Consider the following 19,327-nt stretch of genomic DNA (forward strand, 5'->3'; position numbering starts at 1 on the left):
TACCAAACGCGTTCGGATCAGATCGTGGCGGTTTACTGGAGCTTCCTCGGGTCGCCCGCGGACGGCCGCGCGGCATTGCGATGAAGCAGCATGACCTGCTCGGCGTCCGATATTCGGTCGTAAATCGGCTCCAGCGCACCGTCTTCGTCGAGCGAGAGAGCACCCGACAAATCGGGTGAAAGCACCGTTAGCTTCTGCCTGATGCCCGCCAGTTCCTCCATGCCGAGCGCCAGCCAGTTGTTGGCGCCGCAATAGCTGGCGAAGTCTTTGCTGGCGAGAACGCAGTGCGGATATTTCTTGGTCAGGGTCTGGAGGCGCTGGACCTCGTTTACAGCCGAGCCGAAGACGGAGAATGTGAGCCGGTCGGTAAGCCCGACATTTCCGAACATCACATTGCCGACATGCAGGCCGATACCATAGTTTATGTCGCTCAATCCCTGCTGCTTTCTGCGCAGATTGAGATCCATCATGCGCGCGGTGGCCTTGTGCGCTGCTGCAAGAGCGGCCTGGCAGGCGATCTCGGACTGTGAACGGTGCCTTGCGCAAGGGTAAACGGCAATGAAGCCATCCCCTATGAAACTCATGATCTGCCCGCCCTTGCGATTGAAAGGTGCAGCAGCGGCGTCGAAAAACTGGTTCAGCGTATCGATATAGACTTCGCGGCCGGAGGTTTCGGCAAGTCTTGACGACCCGCGCATGTCGCCCATGACCAGTGCCGCCCGGATTGTATCACCCTCGCCGCGCTTGATCTGGCCGTCGAGCACGCGCCTGCCGGCGTCGCCGCCGAGATAAGTGGTCATCATGTTGTCGGCAAGCTTGGTGAGTACCGCCATCTTGGTTGCGATTGCGAGATGGTTCTGGATGCGCAGCAGCGCCGCAATCATGCTGTCGCTGAAGCCTGCGGCACTGTCGGTGGACCAAGACCCGATCATGCCCTGACTGGTGTTGCCGCTGAAGGGATGGACGAAAGCCATGTAATCGGTGACGCCCATCAGCTTGAGGTCATCGAAAACAGGAAATTCCGACGGCACCGACGGGTCGAGCCGGCGCCGCAGATGGTCGAGCTTGTGGCTGAGCAGATGGTAGTATGGGCTGGTCAGGAATCTGTCGGAATGAACGCCGTTCTCCTTGCGGAAGCCTTCCACTTCCAGGCCCTGGCCGCGGAGCCAAGTGAAGCCGAGCGCGTCATAAAGCGGATGAAGCATCGAAAAGCTCAAATGCACCCGCTTCAACGGCAGGCCGGCAGCAGCCAGCCGTTCACAAAAGCCCCTTACCAATGTTTCCAGGTCGTCGCCCGCCAACGCCGATTGCGTCAGCCAATCGGCAACCTTATCCATGAGAATGGCAGAAATTTCTGCTTGTGCTGTGCTCATGCTATCTCGAAATCTCCTTGATCCGCCACAAATTCGCCGGCTCGGACGCCGTCAGGCCTTCACCACCGTCTCGCGGGCTAGCCCGAGGCGGCCAAAAATATTGCGTGTGTCGACGATCAGTAGAGCGTGATCCGCGATCGCCTGATAGTCGATCGCGTCGTGGTCGGTTGCAACGACGACAGCGTCGAAATCCTTCAGGGCCACCTCGGTCAATTCGACCGAGCGACGCCCCTTGATCGCCATATGCTCCCGTGTGGTCGGGATTTCGGTAACATGCGGATCGTGGAATTCCGCCTTGCCGCCCCATTCCTCGATGAGTTCAATGAGCCGCAATGAGGGGCTTTCGCGGATGTCGGGCACATTCTTCTTATAGGCGAGCCCGATGATGAGAATGCGCGAGCGGCTGAGCGCCTTGCCGCAGCGCCGATCCAGCGCCTTCGCCAGTTCATCGACCACATGACGCGGCATGGCCGTGTTGATCTCTGCCGCCAGCTCGATGAAGCGGGTCGGCAGTTCGTATTCGCGCGCCTTCCACGTCAGGTAGAAAGGATCGATCGGAACGCAGTGCCCGCCAAGTCCAGGGCCAGGATAGAAAGGCATGTAGCCGAACGGCTTGGTCTTTGCCGCCTCGATCACCTCCCAGATGTCGATTCCCATCGCACCGAGCACGACCTTCAACTCGTTGACGAGGGCTATGTTGACCGAGCGGAAGATGTTTTCCGTCAGCTTGACCGCCTCGGCGGTCGCCGTGGTGGAAACCGGAACGACGGTCTTGACCACGCCATGGTAGAAAGCCTGCACGAGCATCGCCGCTTCAGTGCCGTCACCTGCCACGACCTTGGGGATCGTCGCGACTTCAAAGCTGCGGTTGCCGGGATCCTCGCGTTCGGGCGAGAAGCCGAGGAAGAAATCTCTCCTCGACTGCAAGCCGGTTTTTTCCAGGATGGGCTTGATCACGTCGTCGGTGGTGCCGGGATAGGTGGTCGATTCCAGCACGATCAGCTGGCCGAGACGCAGATGCTTCGCGATGGTACCTGCCGTGTTCCTGACAAAGGAGAGATCCGGCTCGCGGTGTTTCGTCAGTGGTGTCGGAACGCAGATGATGATGACATCGCAAACGGCCAGTTCGGCAAAATCCGCAGTGGCGCGGAACCGTCCGCTCGCCACCTGGCCGGCAAGGGCTGTCGACGTCACCGCCTCGATGTAGGATTGGCCGTTGTTCAGGCTCTCGACCTTTTGGGCTTCGATGTCGAAGCCGGAAACCGGGAAGCCGGCGCGTGCGATCGCAACCGCCAGCGGCAACCCGACATAGCCCAGTCCGATCACGCCGACTTGCGCGGAACGCGTCGAAATCCGGGTCAGAAGACGGTCATATGTCGATCGTGAGGCGTCCAAAAATGTGCTTCCCGTCAATTCGGACAGGCCGTCCGCTTCCATGGTGAGGCTCACCGCTCACAAGAGCCCCGAGGCATATTGCGGAAAATCGATGTCCGCAAGCCGTCAGACCGGCACCTTCGCCTTAAGGCTTGCGGCAGCCATCGCATAGCCGCCGGCGGCGCCATCGATGAAATGAACGTGATCGCGCTGCAGCGGCGATGCGACGAGGCATGTCATCAAGGCCGATTTCTGGCGGTGCAGGCCATAGTTGCAGATGCCCGCCTCTTCCGCCTGTTTCAGCCGGTTCTCGATCCGTTGCAACACATCCGCGTCAACGTCGATGGTCATCTTCAAGCCATCGTCAAACTTCCGGAAATCCGAATTGCTGGCCACTTCGCGTTTGTAGATCTTCGGATCGAATCTGCCGATCGTCCAGCCATATCTATCCGTAACAGCCGTAAGCGTCATCAGGAACACTATCCACAGCTTCGACAGCCACCGCCGTCCTGCCGGTGCCATGGCCCGCGCCTCGATATCGAGGCCGGCGGGCAGCAAACTGTAGTCCGGCCCGTTCACTGGCACCGGGTGGCCATCGCGTTCCTGCCTGCCGGCAAGGGCGATGATGTCGGAAACCAGAAACTGAAAACCGCGCAAGTCGCGCGACGCCCCCGGTATGGCGATGATCGAGACAATTTCGCCATGCCGGGCTTCGATTGGGTTCCAGCGGCAGGAAAGGCCGGTCAGATCCGGCCGCGCGCCGGCCGGCGCAGGATCGATGCGGTAGCGCCCCGCTTTCATCTCGGCTTCCGCCCAACTGCCGCCACCTCCGGCGAACATGGCATAGAAGACTGCATCGGAGGCCTGGAACCTCGCCACGCGAACGTCGAGGCCTTGCGCTCTTATATCCTTTATCGGCACGATTGCGGCACGCAAGGTCAGATCCAGTTCGTCCGCCACCCATCTCTGGACAGCCGCCAGCGCGTTGCGGGTGATCTCCAGCGCCGAGCCGGGAAACGCCACGAGCGCGCCGTCGCCGCCGAAGACAAAGGGAAGATCTTGCCTACCCAGCGCATTGAGCAGCGCCGAAATGACGCTGGCACCGGCCATATTGACGGTTTTGTAGCGCCCCGCTTCGATCGCCTTGGTCGAGCCGACGATATCTGCGGTGGCCAGCGCCCAGCCATCGGGGAGAGGCCGATAGTTATCGAGATCGGCAACGCTTTCGAACCTGGCGAAGACCGGTAGGGAAGCGACAAACGGGTCGGACGCGGCAGCTGTTTCCATGAGCATCAGATAGCACATTCCAGTGCTTGAGGGTGAAGTCGATCATGCTTCGAAATTGACTTGCGCAGGCTTTCCGATGATAGGGTCCGGCGATGCGAATTGCCTTCTACGCGCCGCTGAAGTCGCCCAATCACCCCGTTGCCTCCGGCGACCGTCAGATGGCACGGATGCTGGTCAAGGCGCTGGAGCATGGAGGGCACAGCGTCGAACTGGCATCCGAATTGCGCTTCTATCTACGCGAACCGGATTCGAAAAGTTTCGATGCGCTCAACATCGAGGCCCGGGAGGAAGCCGCGCGGCTGGCAGGGCTTTGGGATCGTGACGGCAAGCCCGATCTGTGGTTCACCTATCATCCCTATTACAAGGCGCCCGACCTGATCGGGCCCGAACTGGCGTTGGCCTTTGGCGTTCCCTATGTGACAGCGGAAGCCTCCTATTCGAGGCGGCGCAACACCGGTTTGTGGGCCGATACGCAAGCGTTGGTGGCGCGAGCCGTCGAACAGGCGGCACTGAACATCTGCTTCACGCAAAGGGATCGTCAGGGACTGGCAGATGCGATACCCGAAGCCGCTTTCGGCATGCTTTCGCCTTTCATCGACACATCGCTATTCCGGGAAACACCGGCAGGGGGTTGTCCGACGCGCCTCGTTACCGTCGCCATGATGCGCCCGGGCGACAAAGTCGAAAGCTATCGCATGCTGGCGCAGGCGCTCGGTTCGATCGGTCATCTGCCCTGGACCATATCGGTCGTCGGGGACGGACCTGCCCGCGAGGAGATCAAAGCGCAGTTCGCCGGCTTGCCCGCCGAGCGTATCGAATGGCTTGGCGCGCTTGAGCCAGCCGCAGTGCCGGATGTCCTCTACAGTGGGGGAATTTACGTCTGGCCGGGTTTCGGCGAGGCCTATGGCGTTGCCTATCTTGAAGCACAGGCCGCCGGCCTTCCGGTTGTGGCTCAGGACGTCGCCGGCGTGCCGGAGGTCGTGCGGGATGGCCAGGCCGGGTTTCTCACCCCGCCGGACGATGTGGCGGCGTTCGCTTCTGCCATTGAAAGGCTTCTGACCCGTAACGACGAAAGATCTATCATGGCCGCAGAAGCCAGACGTTTCATCCTCGAAGAACGTTCTCTCGGTGCTGCGGCGGCGCGTCTGGCCGAACTTCTTGCGAAGATCCCGGTCTCATGACATCCGATCAAATCTGGCAACCCTTGATGGAGGAACTGGCGAGCCGGCAACGGGCGGACCGTAAGGCGGAGTTCTGGCTGCGCGACGATGACGCCGTGGATCCGACGCCTGCGCTTGATCGGTTGCTCGACCTCACCGGTGAATTCGCGGTTCCGGTGACTCTGGCCGTCATTCCCGCCCTGACTGACGAGAAGCTTGTCGTTCGGCTTGACGAGGCGCCGCATGCCACGGTCGCCATCCACGGCTGGGCGCACCGAAATCATGCTCCGGAGGGCCAGAAGAAGCAGGAGCTCGGCGCGCATCGGCCACGCGAGGCGGTGCTCGATGATCTGGCTCGCGGGCTGTCGCACATAACCGGCCTGCACGGCGCACGTGCCGTTCCGATGCTGGTGCCACCCTGGAACAGGATCGACGCCGGCTTGGTATCCGACCTTGGATCGATAGGATTTTCGGCATTGTCGGTCTATGGGCCGCCAAGACCGGCTTCACTTGCGGTCATCAACAGCAATGTCGACATCATGGATTGGCATGGCACGCGCGGCTGCCGCGATCATGGCCTATTGGTTCGGGCCATCATCGCGCAGTTGCAGCATGCATTCGATGGAGGCGAACCGGTCGGCCTGCTCACCCACCATTTCGTGCATGATGAATCGGCCTGGCTCTTCCTCGAACGGCTGTTCACAGTCACCGCACAGACTGAAGCCTGCGTATGGCTTCCGGTCAGGACATTGATCGGGCGCAGCGCCGGTAGAGCAATTCCAGGAAAGGTGTGAACGGGTTTTCCGTCCGGAATTGCGTCAAAACAAAGAGATAGAGCAAAACAGCTCAGCGCTTTTTGCGCAATGAGACTGGAAATTTGAGCGTCTGGCCATCCCGCGCGGCAAAAGCGCCGGTAAACCTGTCTTTGGCCAGTTTCTCGATCTCGTCCAGTTCCTCGTCGGTCCGTGTCGGATCGTGGTGAAACAGCGCAAGCCTCCGCGCACCGGCCGCCTCACAGAGCTTGACACCCTGTTGCCATGTCGAGTGCCCGTAACCGCGGCGGCGTTCCATTTCCTCCTCGGTGTAGGTGCAATCGTAAATGACGAGGTCTGCATCTTCGATCAGCCCGAGCACCGCCTGATCGAGTTTGTCCGGCTCGTGCTCAGTGTCTGTGATCATCGCCACGACGCGGCCGCCCCATTCGACCCGGTAACCTATGCAGCCGCCCGGATGGATAAGACTGCCGGTTCGGACCACCACCCCTTCGCGCGGGCGAAGCACGTCTCCGGATACGAAATCGCGATAGTCGAGGCTTGCCTTGCAGGCTTCCAGTTTCACCGGAAACCACGGCGGCTGCATGAGCTCATCGACCATCTGCCGGGTCGTCATGTGTCCTGCAAGATGCCCGGACCAAAGCGTAACCTTGGCGCCCCGATCATAGATCGGCGCAAAAGACGGCAACCCGATGATGTGATCGTAATGGCAATGGGTGAAAAGCAGGTCGAAATCGGTTACGCCCAACGCCTGAAGTGCCGCGCCGGCAGGCCGTAGGCCAGAGCCTGCGTCGAACAGAAGCGTATGCTTACCGCATCGCATTTCGACGCAGATTGAGTTGCCGCCATAGCGAGAGAATTCTGGCCCTGATACCGAAATGCTGCCGCGGACACCCCAAAACCTGACCAGGAAAACGTTGTCGTCCATGCTACCCCTTCGCCCATCATATCCAAACAACTGCTGCTAGGCGAGACAGGCTTTCTCCGGGTGATCTTCTCAGCGAGAGGACAGTGCCGTCACGACGGCGAGGATCGGGCGCACGTCCTTCGTTATTTGGCGCTTCGTGCGTCGATCAGATCCGCGGTCGTATGGCTTAGGCGATCGGCAAGAACCCGCAATATCTCGATGGTCATTTCCGGGAACTCCCTCATAAGCCTCAGGAAATGATCCTTGCGGATTCTCAAGGCTTCCAGCGGACTTGCCGCTCTGACGGTGGCAGTGCGGGAGCTGTTGCACAATATGGCGATCTCGCCAACGATCGAATTTGGCTCCAGTTCGGCAACTTTTATCGGTCCGCTATCGGAATCGACAAGAATATCCGCTCTGCCTGAAAGGATGACATAGGCGGCGTCTCCCTCGTCGCCCTGCCTGAAAAGGATCTGGCCGGCGCTGTAGCTCACACGATCGGATGTGAACGCAAGCAGCTTGAGCTTTGTCGGCTCGATGGCAGAGAACAAGGGAACGCGTTGCAGCATTCCAACTTCATCCTTGAGCAGCATTGTCGCAAACCTTCCAAAATTCGCGTTTGCCAGACTAGAGCAAAGGACGCCCACATGGAATTAATTCTCTTTCCGGCATGGCGAGACAAACCACGCGAAAGGTGGCGAGCCCGATGTCGTGCACCCCCCAGAATGATCCATCTGAATGTCCGTTGCTCTATGACAACAGTTCCTTGAAGATACCGTTCCCCGCCAAAAGTGTCTCGTGTGTTCCGTCTTCCGCCAACTGACCCGAGTCGAAGACGACAACGCGATCGAACATCATCGCCATTGCCGGATTCGTCACGACCCACACAATTGCCGGCGAATGGCCGTCGCGCCTGGCTTCCTCGAGCACATTTCGCAGCACTTTATCCTGCATGCGCTGGTCGAGCGCCGACAGCGGCCGGTTGAGAATGAGAAAATCGGGACGCTTGAGCAAGGCCCGGGCAACATCGAGCTTCTGTCGCTGTCCACCGGTCAGCCGCCTCCCGCCGGAGCCGACGTTGAAGTCCAGGCCGACATCCAGAAGTTCGCCATAAAGCCCGAGTTCGTCAAGAATGTCATAGACGATGGAGCGTATGCGGTCGGGCGCGTCGGGATGATTGTTGCCCACACGCCCGAACAGGACATTATCCATGACGGTGGCCGCGGCAATGTATTTGGCAGGATCATACCGTTCGATCGCATTGTGCAACTCGGGCGGCAGGTCTTCATAGAACCGGTTGCGTGCAGCGACGATCTTGCTCATCAGCTCGTCGCTCAGCAGGCCGAAGCGGTGCCGGGGCTCGATGTAGGCAAAGCTCAAGGTGACGATCATGGCGCGATCGTTCTCCGAAACCGCCTCGTAGGGACGGTTCTTGAGCCGTTGCAGCAAGGTTTCGTAGGCGGGTATCTCCTCCGCGCTCATGAAGGCGAGCTGCTGGAAGAACTGGTGATCGGGCGGCAGGTCGGCAAACAACTCGATCGCCTGTTTGGCGATCTCCAAGCCCATTTCGTAGAGCGTGCGGTCGAGGCCGGCTTGCCTCAGCACGGAAGCAAAATAGGGATTGGCCGCCAGCGCCCTGTCGGCCAGTTCGGGGCCGGCGGCAGCGCCGAAGAGCAGGTTTTGGCCGATCGTTGCTTCCTTGTTGTAGGCGCCCGGTTCGAAAGGAACCACCAGTCCGCTCAGCCCCTCTTGTTCCAGCCGGGCCCGCAGCGCCGCACGCAGTTCGACGATCCGCCTGGCAAGCTCCGTGTGACGGGTGAGGTCAGCTGAAGAGCGCAATCCGAGATCCAGAATGTCACGCGACAGAACAACCGCGTCGAGCACCCGGCGCACTGCTTCAAAGAGGTCGTGCGGGCCGGTAGCGCCAGCGGAAGCATAGTTGATCCAGTCGCCGTGGATATCAAGATCCGGATTGCCCGACCGGCGCGCCTCGTGAATGTTCCAGCGGTGCTGATCTGCCGCAGCACCGTCATAAGGCACCGATGTCAGCGGCGCATGCTTCAACCCGTAGAGCAGGTTGTCGCGGAGGCTTGCCTGGAACAGGAAAACATCCGACGAGGCGTACGATATGCGCCGGCCGGTTACTGCTTCCGGGAGTTCAAGCAGGTCGTCGGTGCCCGAAGCGACCTTTCCGCTGTCCGGCCAGATCAGCCGCGCGAAGGCTTCTGCAAGCGCCTCCGCTCCACCTGTTGCGGTACTGACCAGTGCCACCGTCTCACCCGGCTTGACCTGGAGGGAGATACGGTTGAGGAGCATCGCACCGCCATCGTCTGCTATGGACAGATTGATCGCTGACAGCGGCTTGGTCATCGGATCGGGATCGTCCATCGTCAATGCCATGATACTCGGCGCGATGAGACCTTCGACGGTGAACTGTTCAACGACCTGTTGATATTTGACCTGGACATCCTGCCGATCCTGATCCCAGTCGATCAGTTCCTTCATCGGTCCGGGCAGGTCCTTGTAGGCGCCGATCACGGCCACGAGCTGGCCGACGTCCAGCCGTCCCTGGAGGACCAGATACCCGCCGATCATGTAGAACAGAAAGGGCGTGAGCTGCGCGAGAAAATTGTTGAGGAACTTCACCATGAATTTCCATTGGTAAAGATCGAAGCGGATCTTGAAGATGAGCCCGAGCCGGGCAGCTATGTCGGCGCGCTCGTAGTTTGATGTATCGTGGACGTGAACCGTGCCGATGCCGTCGACGATTTCGCCAACCCGGCCCGAAAGCGCGCGCGCCGTCAACTGCCGTTGGCGCCCGAGCACGATCAGCCGCCGCCGCATTCGCGGGATGAGCACGATCTGGATCGCCACGATCACGACCGCTATCATTCCTAGCCAGACGTTCTGGATCATGATGAACAGCATGGCCGTCAGCGCTTGGCCGCCGAGCAGTACCGGCTGCAGGAAGGCGTCGCCGATGAAGCCGCCCAGCGGCTCCACCTCGTCCTTCACCATGGTCGCCACTTCGGCGGATTTCACCCGCTTGAAGTAAACCGGCGGAAACCGCAGCACACGGTCGACCAGATCGAAGCGGATACGCCGCAGCATGCGTTCGCCGAGGCGGCCCTTGTAGGTGTTGATGTAGAATTTGAACAGGCCGTTGATGACGACTAGCAAGAGGAACACAAGGCTCAGGGCAAACAGGGTCTCCTCGCGGTCGAGCTGAAAACCGGAGAAGAACTGGACCTCTCCAATGAACGGCAGGTTATAGTGTAGCCTCATGAATGGCTGGGTCGCGCCCGGTTGCTCGAAGCCGCGACCTTGGATCGGTCCGTTGACGATCAGCTTCGGCAGGTCGAAAGACATGAAATATGGGATCATCGAAAGCACGACGATCATCAATATCCAGAGCTGCTGCTTCTTGGTGTGCGTCCAGATATAGCGGGCTAGGCTGGCTTCCATATGCGACTGTGGACCCTTCAGTTGGAAGCGTGCAGGATGTAAAAGCACCTGCTGGCGAATGGCGTATCGGCAATTTCTTCATCGCCAACGAGCTGGCCAAACGGTCCGCGGCTTTCGCAGGGCTTTGGCGAACAGCTGAGCAGCACGAGGCCGCAGCTGCGCGGCTGGTGCTGGCGGATGGACGCCGATGATCCGGACAGATGCAATAGGCTCTCTCCGGCACCGGGCAATAGCCAAGCGGCTTGCAGCATGATCACGTCCGCGGAATCAAACAGTCTTGCGGGAGGCAAGATTGCGTTGTGTCGCCCAGAATCCCAACATACAAGACGAATTATGATGGATGTCACGCAACCACGCAATGCCATGGACTGGCATGAGCAAGCCTTGGACCTCACACGGGGAATTGCTGCTTATGTCAACTGCCCTCTCGTGGCAGGGCTGGCGCGCGTCGTCGCCAAGCATCCGAAGGCCGATATTGCCAACGCCTTCAACCACAAGCAGGTCGCCTGCAAGATGTGGGCGCTCGACAGGCTGTTCGAAAGCGGCGGCGGCCGCTTCGGGCGCATATGGGTTCTGGGTGGATGGTACGGCGTATTGCCGGCAATGCTTTTCAACGATGCCCGCTTCGACATCGCGGCGATCGATAGCATAGACATCGATCCTGAAGTCGCGCCGGTCGCCCGGACCCTCAACCGGGAAGCCGGCGACCGGTTCCGGGCGCTGACGGCAGATATGTACGCACTCGACTATGCGGCCGGGCGGCCCGACCTGATGGTCAATACGAGCTGCGAACACATAGCCGATCTGCGCGCCTGGCTTGCTCTGCTTCCGCCGGGCACGAATGTACTGCTGCAATCGAACGATTATTTCAGCGAGCCGACGCACATCAACTGCGTGGCTTCGCTTGCAGCCTTCGAGGCAATGGCGGCGCTACGGGAGGTGCGGTTCTCCGGCGAACTGCCGACAAAAAATTATACGCGCTTCATGCTGATTGGAACTGTTTAATGCATTTCGCCCAAAAGTGCGTAGCGGTTTTGGGACAACGACACGCATAAAAACAGGACTTGAAGCGCGTCGCACGAACCTCACAGACGCTACGCGCGTTAGGATCTATCGTCTGTTTGATCATGAACTTCTCCGAAACCGGGCCCGGGACCATGTTCGATACCGCTCGCGCAGGATTTGCGCCGAGCGACGCCCGCCTTCCAGATCGAGACGATGCGCGGATGGCGTCCGTCCCACAAGCGCCTGTTCGATAGCTTGCGCCAAACCTTCAGGCGTCAGGTCCTTTTCCGTCAGCACCGTTGCAAGACCGAGTTCTTCGAGCATCAGGGCGCGAACCGTCTGTTCGGTTTCCCCGCCGGCTGCAAATGGAACGAGCAGGGAGCGACAACCCGCGCGCAGTACATCGCAGACCGTGTTGTAACCCGCCTGCGAGACTGACAGGCGGGCGCCGGTCAGCAGGCTGGCGAAATCCTCGCGGAACCGGAAGATGGACAGGCCCGGCGTGGCATCGCGTGCGATCGCGTCAAACTCGTCTTTCGGCAGGTTCGGGCCGGTGATCAAACACCATTTCCAAGCGTTGTTGGCATTCCGCGCCGCTGCGATGGTGGAGCTGACAAGGCTCCTTCCGGCAGCCCCGCCGCCAACCGACACCAGAACGTCGAAGCGCTCGGAGGCCGCGGGCGATGGCGGCGCGGCAACGAGCCCTGTGTAGGTGACCTCGGCCCTGATCGCCCCAGCCAATGGAAATGTCTTGTCGATGGTTGCGAAAGCCGGATCGCCGTGGACCATAACAAGGTCGAAATGCCTGTTGATGAGATCGACCGTTTCCTCGTTTCGGCCCGGCTTGACGCGCTCCTGGAGGATATCGCGGACGGACGTCACCAGCAGCGGTCTGGGCGACGTCGCGTCGATGGCCTCGATCAGCGGCAAGAGTTCGAAACGCATCTGCCGGCGTCCAAATGGAAACGCTTCGACAATGACGATATCAGGCCTGCAATCCCGGAATGCCTGCAGCAGCATCTCTGAACGCCATTTCTTGAAATCATCGTCGATCGGGTTGCCTTGCAGGTCGACAAGTCCCGAAAATCCTTCATCACCGGAGGTGACAGGTGGCAGGGTTACAGATTTTACCCCCGGTCCCGGAAACCCGGCGATCGGCGCTCCACCGGTCACGACGGTTACGTCAAACCCGTCATCGACCAGAGCCGCCGCAATGCGGCTGGCGCGCGCGAGATGGCCGATGCCGAGCAGGTGCTGGACATAGAAGAAAGCGCGCAGCCGCTTCATTCGGCGGCCCGCCACTCCCGCTCGAACAGTTCCTTGAGCTGTCCAATGCTTGCCATATGATCGAAATTGCCGCGCACGCGCCGCTCTGCGGCGTCGCCGAGACGGCCGCGGAGCCCGGGATCACGGATCAGGCGCTCCAGCGCCTGTGCCAGGGCAATCGGGTTTTCCGTCGGAACCAGCAAGCCGGTTTCATCCGGCGATAAAAGCTCTGGCACGCCGGAAATATCGGTCGACACGCAGGCAAGCCGCTGGCTAGCCGCCTCCACCAGAACATTCGGCAGACCGTCCCGGTCGCCATTTGCGGTGATCCTGCAGGCCAGGGCGAAGATGTCGGCGCGGCGGTAGTGCTCAAGCACCTCCTCCTGCGCAAGCGCGCCTTTCCAAGAGACGCGACCATCCAGGCCGAGCTTTTGCGCCAGCGCCTTGAACCGTTCCAGTTCTTCGCCGCCGCCGATATGCTCGAAACGCCACGCCAAATCGCCGGGCAACAGGGCAAGGGCCTCCAGCAACGTGTCGTAACCTTTCTTTTCAACGGCGCGCCCGACACTCAGAACGACAACCGGTTCGTCCGGAGCCGAGCCGTCATGCTGCTTTCGCGCCTCATCGAAACTGCCAAAGCGATCAAGGTCGAGCCCATGATAGCTCAGATGCACAGACGAGTTGCCGTTAGCGAGTTTTTTCAGACGGTCGAAGCCGGTTTTCGTGCAAGTGACCGTCCAGCGCGCCGAGGAAAGCTTGCCGGCCAGATCCCAGTCCGCCGAAGTCCAGATGTCCTTGGCATGGGCCGAGCAGGTCCAGGGCAGGCCACGAAGCTGGCTGGCATAGCGCGTCACCGATGCAGGCGTGTGCGCGAAATGAGCATGCAGCCAGCCCGCGTTTTCCGGCCATTCGGCCGCCAGCACGAGCGCTTGCCCGAAGCGGCGCGCGCGATTGCGCGTAAAGTCGCGGGGCATATCGGCAGCCAGCGATCCGAGCGCGCGCCAGAAGCCCGGACGCAGCAGATAGGCAAACAGCGAGCGAAACACGCGCAGCGGCTCTTCATGCAGATATTCCGGCAGATAATGGACGGGCGCTTTGATCTCGTCATGCACGGGGTGGCGTTTTTCGTCGGTCGGCCGCCTGAGCGCGACAAGTATCAGGTCGAACCCCGCACGCTCAAGACCGAGCAGTTCCTGCGCGATGAAGGTTTCGGACAGCCGCGGATAACCCTTCAGAACCACGACGATCTTGCGATGTTGCAACTCACGTCATTCCTTCAATGACCGAAAGGTGATGGCCGGCCCGCCGGTCGAGCAGTTCGGCGACGATTTCGGAAATATGAGGCAGCCCTTCCAGCGTCAGATGCGGATTGCTCTGCGATGGGCGGGGCCGGTCCGGCAGCACCTTCAGTGCATCGGCAAACCGCCGGGAATCCTCGGCTTCTTCCGGCAAAAACATCTCGATGAGGCCGAGTTCGGCCGCGCGCCGTGCGCGGATCAGTTGTTCCTTGCGGGGCTCGACGCGCGGCACGATCAGCGCCGGCTTGTCGAAAGACAGTATCTCGCAATAGGTGTTGTAGCCGCCCATCGCCACTACCGCCTTGGCGCCGGCAATCAGGTCTTCCATGCGGTTGTCGAACTCGATGATCCTGATATAGGGGATCTTGGACCCCTTCTTGAGCAGCTTGTTGCGCTTGCGCGCCGGCATGTAAGGCCCAAGCACGATCAGGGCCCTATGCTGCAATTGCGGATCCTGCTGATAGGCATCGATGACGTCGTGAATCAGATCGGCGCCGTCACCGCCGCCACCGGTGGTAACGAGGATATAGTCGCCCTCGGGCCGATGGCCGGGCAACTCGTTCCGCTGCAGGCTCCGTTGCAGGAAACCGACGAACCTCATCTTTGCCCTGACAGCCGGCGGCACATCCAAGCCGGTCAACGGATCGTAGAAATCCGGCGGGCCATAGGCCCAGACCTTGTCGTAGAACAGGCCTATCTTGCGCATCACGTCCCGGCGTGCCCACTCTGCTTCGAGCAGATGCGGCGCATCCATCACCTCGCGCAGGCCAAGCACCAGCGTGGTGCCCCGCGTCTTGAGGTAGGACAGCGTGTCCTCAATCTCACCGCGCAGGCCGAGCGGTTCCTTGTCGACGATGAAGATATCCGGCCGGAAGGTCTCGGCCGTGTGGCGGATGATCGACTGGCGCATCCTTAGCGTCTCATGCAGATCGATGTCCTTTTCCAGCGAGGTGTATTCGCCGTTGCGCAGCTTGATGACGCTGGGGATCTTCACGAAGTCGACACGGGCACGGTAGTCGAAGGCGCCAGCGATAGTCGCACCCGAAATGATAAGCACCTGAAGTCCGCGGAAATCCTCGACCAGCGAATGCGCGATAGTTCGGCAGCGCTGCAAGTGGCCCAGCCCGAACGTGTCGTGACTGTACATGAGAATTCGAGCGTTTTCTGCGTGCTGGGTCATTGTTGAACGTCTCTTAGAATTCTCGCTTTGAGGACCGTGAGCGACCCGCCGGCTTCGAAACCATCCTGGTTTTGAAACATGAGGCCGCGATTTTGAATTTGCATTACTTCTGTGGAATGCCTGTCAGATAGGGCTTTCTGATTGCCTGAGTCCGAAACTAGATGGAGTGGCGAATATCGCCTCGGCGGGGGCGGGCCGAGACTCCCCGTTGTTGTTTTGGGATGAATCGAAGGGGAAAGCGGTGTCCAAAGGATCGGCAGAAGTCATCCCTCTTGATTCCAATAAGCTCCGGTCTCTCCGAACTCGATGGTTTCGGAGCGGTGAAAGCGATTCCGCGATCCTGCCCATATAGTCAATTGCTTGATCGGTATACGAAAGGACAGGGTCGCCGGGCGTCGCACGGCACATGTTGTTGCAGAACTCGTTTCGCGCGCCATCGCTCTCGGTCTTGGGAGACCAAAGGTGCTGCCCATCAATCTCTTGACGGGCGGTCTGATTATGATTCACCGACCAGAACTGAGCCATCTATCGCCCAAGCTAGCCTGAATTTCGCCAGGAATCGAGTGGATGCCAGCGCTCACAACACACCGCCCGCAGCGGGGTATGTGCAACACCGGTTGCTTGTCGATCGCTATGGCCTCTGGCTAATGCCTTAGCGGGGACGGTGGCGGTACTTTTTGAGACGACCTCAGCGGGCCATCGAAACGTCGCGAGGTGCAAAAACCGCTCGATTGGTCCCGACAGTAGGCGAAACCTCAAAATTTTTTGCGGCGATTTTAGCATTTAAAGCCAATAGCATAATTTTTTGACGGCGTTGAAGTCGCCGCGATCGGGGAAAAACGCGGCATTTCTCTCCCCCAGTCCGCCCATTGCTGCAAGCCGACGGCATCAATCGCATCCTGCTCGGGCTTAGGCAGGCTGCCAAAGCGAGCGAGGTCTTCGGGCTTCATGGTGTAGACGGCAAGAAAGCGGGGTATGCAGCGGTTTTTCCTTCGTGCTGTCAGAAGCATGCTGGCTGCTTAGACTCTTGGAGGGCCCAAGTCACTGCGCAGTACCACTCTCTAAATGCCCGCCCGCTATCGGGGACGCCGCGCTCCTCAAGGTCCCGCAGTCCGCTGGTCAGTACCTTCGCCGAAGGTTATTGATTTTCTCGGCCGGGTTCTTCTTTCGTGGTGCCGAGGCGGTTAAGCAGATTGAGCGTGATCCTGCCGACATCGTTCATGGCGCCTGCGGCTGGCAGCGCGCCGCACCAGGCAACCGAGCTTGCCGAAAAGATCAAGCCGCCTGCTGCGAGCTTTCGCAGGGTCATTTCGGCGCAGCGGCGGGCGATGCGTTGCGTATCGCCGCCCTCATACCAGCGCGTCGGATCCTGGAAGAAGCTGTCGGGAAATCCCGTCGCCCGCGCGATCACGACGGTGTCAGCGGAAGTGCCGAGGGCTGGATCTGTCGCATCCACTTCGTAGCCCGCGGCACCGCCCAGCACGATGCCGTCCGTGCCGAAGGTCGCATTTTCAACGCCTTCGAACAGCCATGCGCATCCTGCTTCACGGCTTTCCTCAGTGCGCGTGAAGGGGCGCGCGCCTTCGAATCCCATCAGTGAGATCGCGCCGCCGATCAGCGAGAATTCGCCTCGGCCGCGCGAGCGGAGATAGCGCCTGGTTCGTTGGTGATCGACAGCGCCTGTTCGGCGACCGGGCCATCCCAGGTGCGGCCTGCCTCCAGCGGCGAGCGCCGCAGCTCCATCAGGTCGTCCTTGAAAGCCACAGTAGCAGCGAAGCCGTTTCCGCCGAGATAGGCGATGCTGCCGCCTTCGGCCACAAACTCCCGCAGCGCCTGCTCCATCTCGATCGACATATATTCAGGGTGACTGCCGGTGACGACGGCTTGATGTCGACGCAGACCGTCTATGCCGCATTCGTGCAAGTCGTGATCGGTCAGGACGTCAAACATGATTCCATTTCCGTGGCAGAATCGGAGGAAGTGCAGATCGACCGGCAAATTGTGTGGGCAGCCGCAGAGCGGATAATCGTAATCGTCCCTGAGCGTCACTTTCGGCTTTTTGTAGGAACAGATGGAAACACCGCTAAGGTCGGAATGGTAGTCGTAAAGAGATTTCAGATTGTTGGCGATCGCGAAGCGATGTCCCCGGTCGTCGCCTTTCCATTCATAAAGATGATCCGGGAGATATTCGTCGGCATAAGCGAGATAGGTGGCCGTCGGCACGAGATACAACAGCGGCGACGAGACCTGTGACGAGGTGACGAAGAACACCACGCGTTCGTAGCCACCCTCCCATTCGACCTGGAACGCGTAGACGCCTGGGTGTGCGTTTTCCGGGATCGTCACGCGGTGCGATGCCGGCCACTCAAGCGGGCCGATGTCGTCGTCGTGGCAATGGATAGCGTCGTAGTGCGACGGCACCAAGCGAGGCTCGAAGCTCGATCCGTCCCAGCGTGCCGAAGTCACGCAGAAGGCTGGCTGATTGATCACATCTAGGAGCAGCGGATCTGCTCCGCCAGACGACAGGATCGATTGCGTTGGTAACAGCGTCGGGAAATCCCAGGCAACAGTCCCCTGTGGGGTGTCGATCCGGATCGCAGCAAATTTCGCGTTGAGGGTAGGTTCGTGGTTGGTGGCACTTGCGCCGAAATGGATGCCGTGACCTTGAAGGTTCCGCGCCGGGCTGCCAAAACCTTCACGGAGTTCGTAAGGCGCGAGAAGATTATGGGATTTGATGCGCAGACGCGATTGTTCCTGCCGCAGATCCAACTCGACAGTAAGCCACACACCGGTTGGCGCCTTCTTCTCGACAAGAGTTTCGCCGCCGATTTCCACGACAAATGCGCCGTCGCGGAGGCGCAGCCCGACGGCGCCTGCCTCCAGGATCGTGCGCGCGCCTTCGTTGCGCGTGAGGAACAGCTCAAAACGTATGCCGTGGAGGGCTTGTACTTTGGCCAGTTCGCCGGGTCGCACGAACAGGAACGACCCCTGGTCGAAATGCCGATGCCGTGCTTCACCTACCGTTTCGATGGGCCAGGTGAGAAATTCCGGAGCCGGCTTGTCGAGCCGGCAAATTCGTGTGGCCTTTATCGGCCGATCGCATGACAGGCTGAGCTTGATCCGCTGGCCTGCTTTGGCACTCCAGGGGGTGGTATAGCCAACCACGCTCATCGCGTCGTGGTCTACTGCGCGCTTCATCTATCCCTCCCTATGACTCCAGATGGGCTGGGGCGAACCGCGTAGACCGGTCCGATGGCGGCCGATGCGCTGCCGCTCTGACAAGCAAAGTTTCGCATGGCGCACTACAGCCATAATGTACATGCTTGTATAGATAAGCTGCATTCGGATAGTCTCGACGCGATCGGTCCAAGCGCGACATTACCAAGGAGGATGACATGCGCAACGCATCTCTCTTCGATCTGTCAGGCAGGAAGGCGCTTGTAACCGGCGCAAGCCGTGGCATCGGGCGCAGCATCGCCGAGGCGCTCAGCGCGGCCGGCGCCGACGTCGCGGTCACGGCGCGCAGTGTGGCCTCGCTCGAGAAGACGATGGCCGCCATCCGCACCGCCGGCGGGGTCGCGCACGCCGTCGCCCTGGACGTCACTGACGTCGACCGGTGCCGGGCGGCGACAGCCGAGGCCGGCAGCCTGCTCGGAGGTCTCGATATTCTCGTCAACAATGCAGGTACGGAAGAGGTCCGGCCTTCACTCGATGTCGACGAGGCCTTGTGGGACAGGATTGTCGATACGAATCTCAAAGGCGCCTTCTTCTGCGCCCAGGCCGCTGCGCGGCGGATGAGAGACGCCGGACGGCCCGGCGTCATTATCAATCTCTGTTCGTTAACCTCCGAGGTTGGGGTTCCCACGGCGGTGCCGTACGGCTCGTCGAAATCAGGCCTCCTCGGCATGACGCGGGCGCTTGCGGCGGAGTGGGCCGATCTTGGGATCCGGGTCAACGCCATTGCGCCTGGCTATTTCAGGACAGCGATGACAGACGTGTTCTACAGCAACCAGGCATGGCAGCAATCGATGCTCGCCAAGATTCCGCAGCGCCGTTTTGGTGATCTCTCGGACCTGCACGGAATTGCGGTGTTCCTCGCTTCGGATGCGGCAGCCTACATAACCGGCCAGTCCATTCCCGTGGATGGAGGCTTTCTCGCATCGATTTGAAGGCTTCAGGGGCTGGAGATGTGTCCCAGAAGTGATCGACAAGCGCTAACCGTAATTGCGTCCTAAGAAA

General features: G+C 60.2%; 16 protein-coding genes. 4 read left to right on the plus strand and 12 right to left on the minus strand.

Features of this window, described 5'->3' with window-relative positions:
- Positions 1-32 precede the first annotated feature (32 nt).
- From NKH83_RS11440 to NKH83_RS11450, 3 genes are all read right to left on the minus strand, one after another.
- Complete coding sequence (locus NKH83_RS11440) at positions 33-1,373, minus strand: adenylate/guanylate cyclase domain-containing protein (protein ID WP_352804271.1); 1,341 nt, start codon at positions 1,371-1,373, stop codon at positions 33-35.
- A gap of 51 nt (positions 1,374-1,424) precedes the next feature.
- Positions 1,425-2,768: a nucleotide sugar dehydrogenase gene (locus NKH83_RS11445; protein WP_352804274.1), complete on the minus strand. Its 1,344-nt coding sequence runs from the start codon at positions 2,766-2,768 to the stop codon at positions 1,425-1,427.
- A gap of 105 nt (positions 2,769-2,873) precedes the next feature.
- Entirely contained in the window at positions 2,874-4,052 is a 1,179-nt protein-coding gene (locus tag NKH83_RS11450) for a DUF3095 domain-containing protein (RefSeq protein WP_352804276.1), read from the minus strand.
- 74 nt (positions 4,053-4,126) lie between these two features.
- Between NKH83_RS11450 and NKH83_RS11455 the strand changes: the two genes are divergently transcribed.
- Positions 4,127-5,215, plus strand: coding sequence for a glycosyltransferase family 4 protein (locus NKH83_RS11455; RefSeq protein ID WP_352804278.1), 1,089 nt, complete (start codon positions 4,127-4,129; stop codon positions 5,213-5,215).
- On the plus strand, positions 5,212-5,988 hold the full coding sequence (locus NKH83_RS11460) for a polysaccharide deacetylase family protein (RefSeq protein WP_352804281.1): 777 nt from the start codon (positions 5,212-5,214) through the stop codon (positions 5,986-5,988). Before NKH83_RS11455 ends, NKH83_RS11460 begins: the two co-directional genes overlap by 4 nt.
- A 52-nt stretch (positions 5,989-6,040) precedes the next feature.
- On the opposite strand, the gene NKH83_RS11465 is transcribed toward NKH83_RS11460, so the two are convergent.
- The 3 genes from NKH83_RS11465 to NKH83_RS11475 all read right to left on the minus strand — a co-directional run bounded on the left by NKH83_RS11465 (position 6,041) and on the right by NKH83_RS11475 (position 10,339).
- A complete protein-coding gene (locus tag NKH83_RS11465; protein ID WP_352804284.1) occupies positions 6,041-6,895 on the minus strand; it encodes an MBL fold metallo-hydrolase in 855 nt (284 codons plus the stop codon).
- Between the two features lie 122 nt (positions 6,896-7,017).
- Positions 7,018-7,467 (minus strand): cyclic nucleotide-binding domain-containing protein, encoded by a 450-nt coding sequence (locus NKH83_RS11470; RefSeq protein WP_023675957.1) that lies wholly within the window; start codon positions 7,465-7,467, stop codon positions 7,018-7,020.
- 157 nt (positions 7,468-7,624) lie between these two features.
- A complete protein-coding gene (locus NKH83_RS11475; protein WP_352475776.1) occupies positions 7,625-10,339 on the minus strand; it encodes an ABC transporter transmembrane domain-containing protein in 2,715 nt (904 codons plus the stop codon).
- A gap of 336 nt (positions 10,340-10,675) precedes the next feature.
- Between NKH83_RS11475 and NKH83_RS11480 the strand changes: the two genes are divergently transcribed.
- Complete coding sequence (locus tag NKH83_RS11480; RefSeq protein ID WP_352476068.1) at positions 10,676-11,344, plus strand: class I SAM-dependent methyltransferase; 669 nt, start codon at positions 10,676-10,678, stop codon at positions 11,342-11,344.
- Between the two features lie 120 nt (positions 11,345-11,464).
- Here the strand turns inward: NKH83_RS11480 and NKH83_RS11485 are convergent, their stop codons facing one another.
- The 6 genes from NKH83_RS11485 to NKH83_RS11510 all read right to left on the minus strand — a co-directional run bounded on the left by NKH83_RS11485 (position 11,465) and on the right by NKH83_RS11510 (position 18,286).
- Positions 11,465-12,631 carry a glycosyltransferase family protein gene (locus tag NKH83_RS11485; protein WP_352801177.1) on the minus strand — a complete coding sequence of 389 codons (1,167 nt, stop codon included), beginning with the start codon at positions 12,629-12,631 and terminating at the stop codon, positions 11,465-11,467.
- The gene (locus tag NKH83_RS11490) at positions 12,628-13,872 is read right to left on the minus strand and encodes a glycosyltransferase (RefSeq protein WP_352801179.1); all 1,245 of its coding nucleotides are present in this window, start codon (positions 13,870-13,872) and stop codon (positions 12,628-12,630) included. The genes NKH83_RS11485 and NKH83_RS11490 overlap by 4 nt, the downstream gene beginning before the upstream one ends.
- Position 13,873: 1 nt before the next feature.
- Positions 13,874-15,088 carry a glycosyltransferase family protein gene (locus tag NKH83_RS11495; protein ID WP_352475773.1) on the minus strand — a complete coding sequence of 405 codons (1,215 nt, stop codon included), beginning with the start codon at positions 15,086-15,088 and terminating at the stop codon, positions 13,874-13,876.
- A 776-nt stretch (positions 15,089-15,864) separates the two neighbouring features.
- Positions 15,865-16,098, minus strand: a complete 234-nt coding sequence (locus NKH83_RS11500; protein ID WP_352801468.1) for a hypothetical protein — start codon at positions 16,096-16,098, stop codon at positions 15,865-15,867.
- 128 nt (positions 16,099-16,226) lie between these two features.
- Positions 16,227-16,682: a N,N-dimethylformamidase beta subunit family domain-containing protein gene (locus tag NKH83_RS11505; protein ID WP_352804288.1), complete on the minus strand. Its 456-nt coding sequence runs from the start codon at positions 16,680-16,682 to the stop codon at positions 16,227-16,229.
- A gap of 20 nt (positions 16,683-16,702) precedes the next feature.
- On the minus strand, positions 16,703-18,286 hold the full coding sequence (locus tag NKH83_RS11510) for a N,N-dimethylformamidase beta subunit family domain-containing protein (RefSeq protein ID WP_352804290.1): 1,584 nt from the start codon (positions 18,284-18,286) through the stop codon (positions 16,703-16,705).
- A 197-nt stretch (positions 18,287-18,483) separates the two neighbouring features.
- On the opposite strand from NKH83_RS11510, the gene NKH83_RS11515 reads away from it, so the two are divergent.
- Positions 18,484-19,257 carry an SDR family NAD(P)-dependent oxidoreductase gene (locus NKH83_RS11515; RefSeq protein WP_352804293.1) on the plus strand — a complete coding sequence of 258 codons (774 nt, stop codon included), beginning with the start codon at positions 18,484-18,486 and terminating at the stop codon, positions 19,255-19,257.
- Positions 19,258-19,327: the final 70 nt, after the last annotated feature.

This window comes from Mesorhizobium sp. M0909, assembly GCF_040319515.1.
Taxonomy (GTDB): domain Bacteria; phylum Pseudomonadota; class Alphaproteobacteria; order Rhizobiales; family Rhizobiaceae; genus Mesorhizobium.

Excerpts from the sequence above, each read along its gene's own strand:
- NKH83_RS11480 (WP_352476068.1), top strand. The coding sequence starts at position 10,676 with ATGGATGTCACGCAACCACGCAATGCCATGGACTGGCATGAGCAAGCC.
- NKH83_RS11450 (WP_352804276.1), bottom strand. The coding sequence starts at position 4,052 with ATGTGCTATCTGATGCTCATGGAAACAGCTGCCGCGTCCGACCCGTTT.
- NKH83_RS11485 (WP_352801177.1), bottom strand. The coding sequence starts at position 12,631 with ATGAAGCGGCTGCGCGCTTTCTTCTATGTCCAGCACCTGCTCGGCATC.
- NKH83_RS11470 (WP_023675957.1), bottom strand. The coding sequence starts at position 7,467 with ATGCTGCTCAAGGATGAAGTTGGAATGCTGCAACGCGTTCCCTTGTTC.
- NKH83_RS11510 (WP_352804290.1), bottom strand. The coding sequence starts at position 18,286 with ATGAAGCGCGCAGTAGACCACGACGCGATGAGCGTGGTTGGCTATACC.
- NKH83_RS11495 (WP_352475773.1), bottom strand. The coding sequence starts at position 15,088 with ATGACCCAGCACGCAGAAAACGCTCGAATTCTCATGTACAGTCACGAC.
- NKH83_RS11500 (WP_352801468.1), bottom strand. The coding sequence starts at position 16,098 with ATGCTTCTGACAGCACGAAGGAAAAACCGCTGCATACCCCGCTTTCTT.
- NKH83_RS11475 (WP_352475776.1), bottom strand. The coding sequence starts at position 10,339 with ATGGAAGCCAGCCTAGCCCGCTATATCTGGACGCACACCAAGAAGCAG.
- NKH83_RS11515 (WP_352804293.1), top strand. The coding sequence starts at position 18,484 with ATGCGCAACGCATCTCTCTTCGATCTGTCAGGCAGGAAGGCGCTTGTA.
- NKH83_RS11440 (WP_352804271.1), bottom strand. The coding sequence starts at position 1,373 with ATGAGCACAGCACAAGCAGAAATTTCTGCCATTCTCATGGATAAGGTT.
- NKH83_RS11460 (WP_352804281.1), top strand. The coding sequence starts at position 5,212 with ATGACATCCGATCAAATCTGGCAACCCTTGATGGAGGAACTGGCGAGC.
- NKH83_RS11505 (WP_352804288.1), bottom strand. The coding sequence starts at position 16,682 with ATGGGATTCGAAGGCGCGCGCCCCTTCACGCGCACTGAGGAAAGCCGT.
- NKH83_RS11465 (WP_352804284.1), bottom strand. The coding sequence starts at position 6,895 with ATGGACGACAACGTTTTCCTGGTCAGGTTTTGGGGTGTCCGCGGCAGC.
- NKH83_RS11455 (WP_352804278.1), top strand. The coding sequence starts at position 4,127 with ATGCGAATTGCCTTCTACGCGCCGCTGAAGTCGCCCAATCACCCCGTT.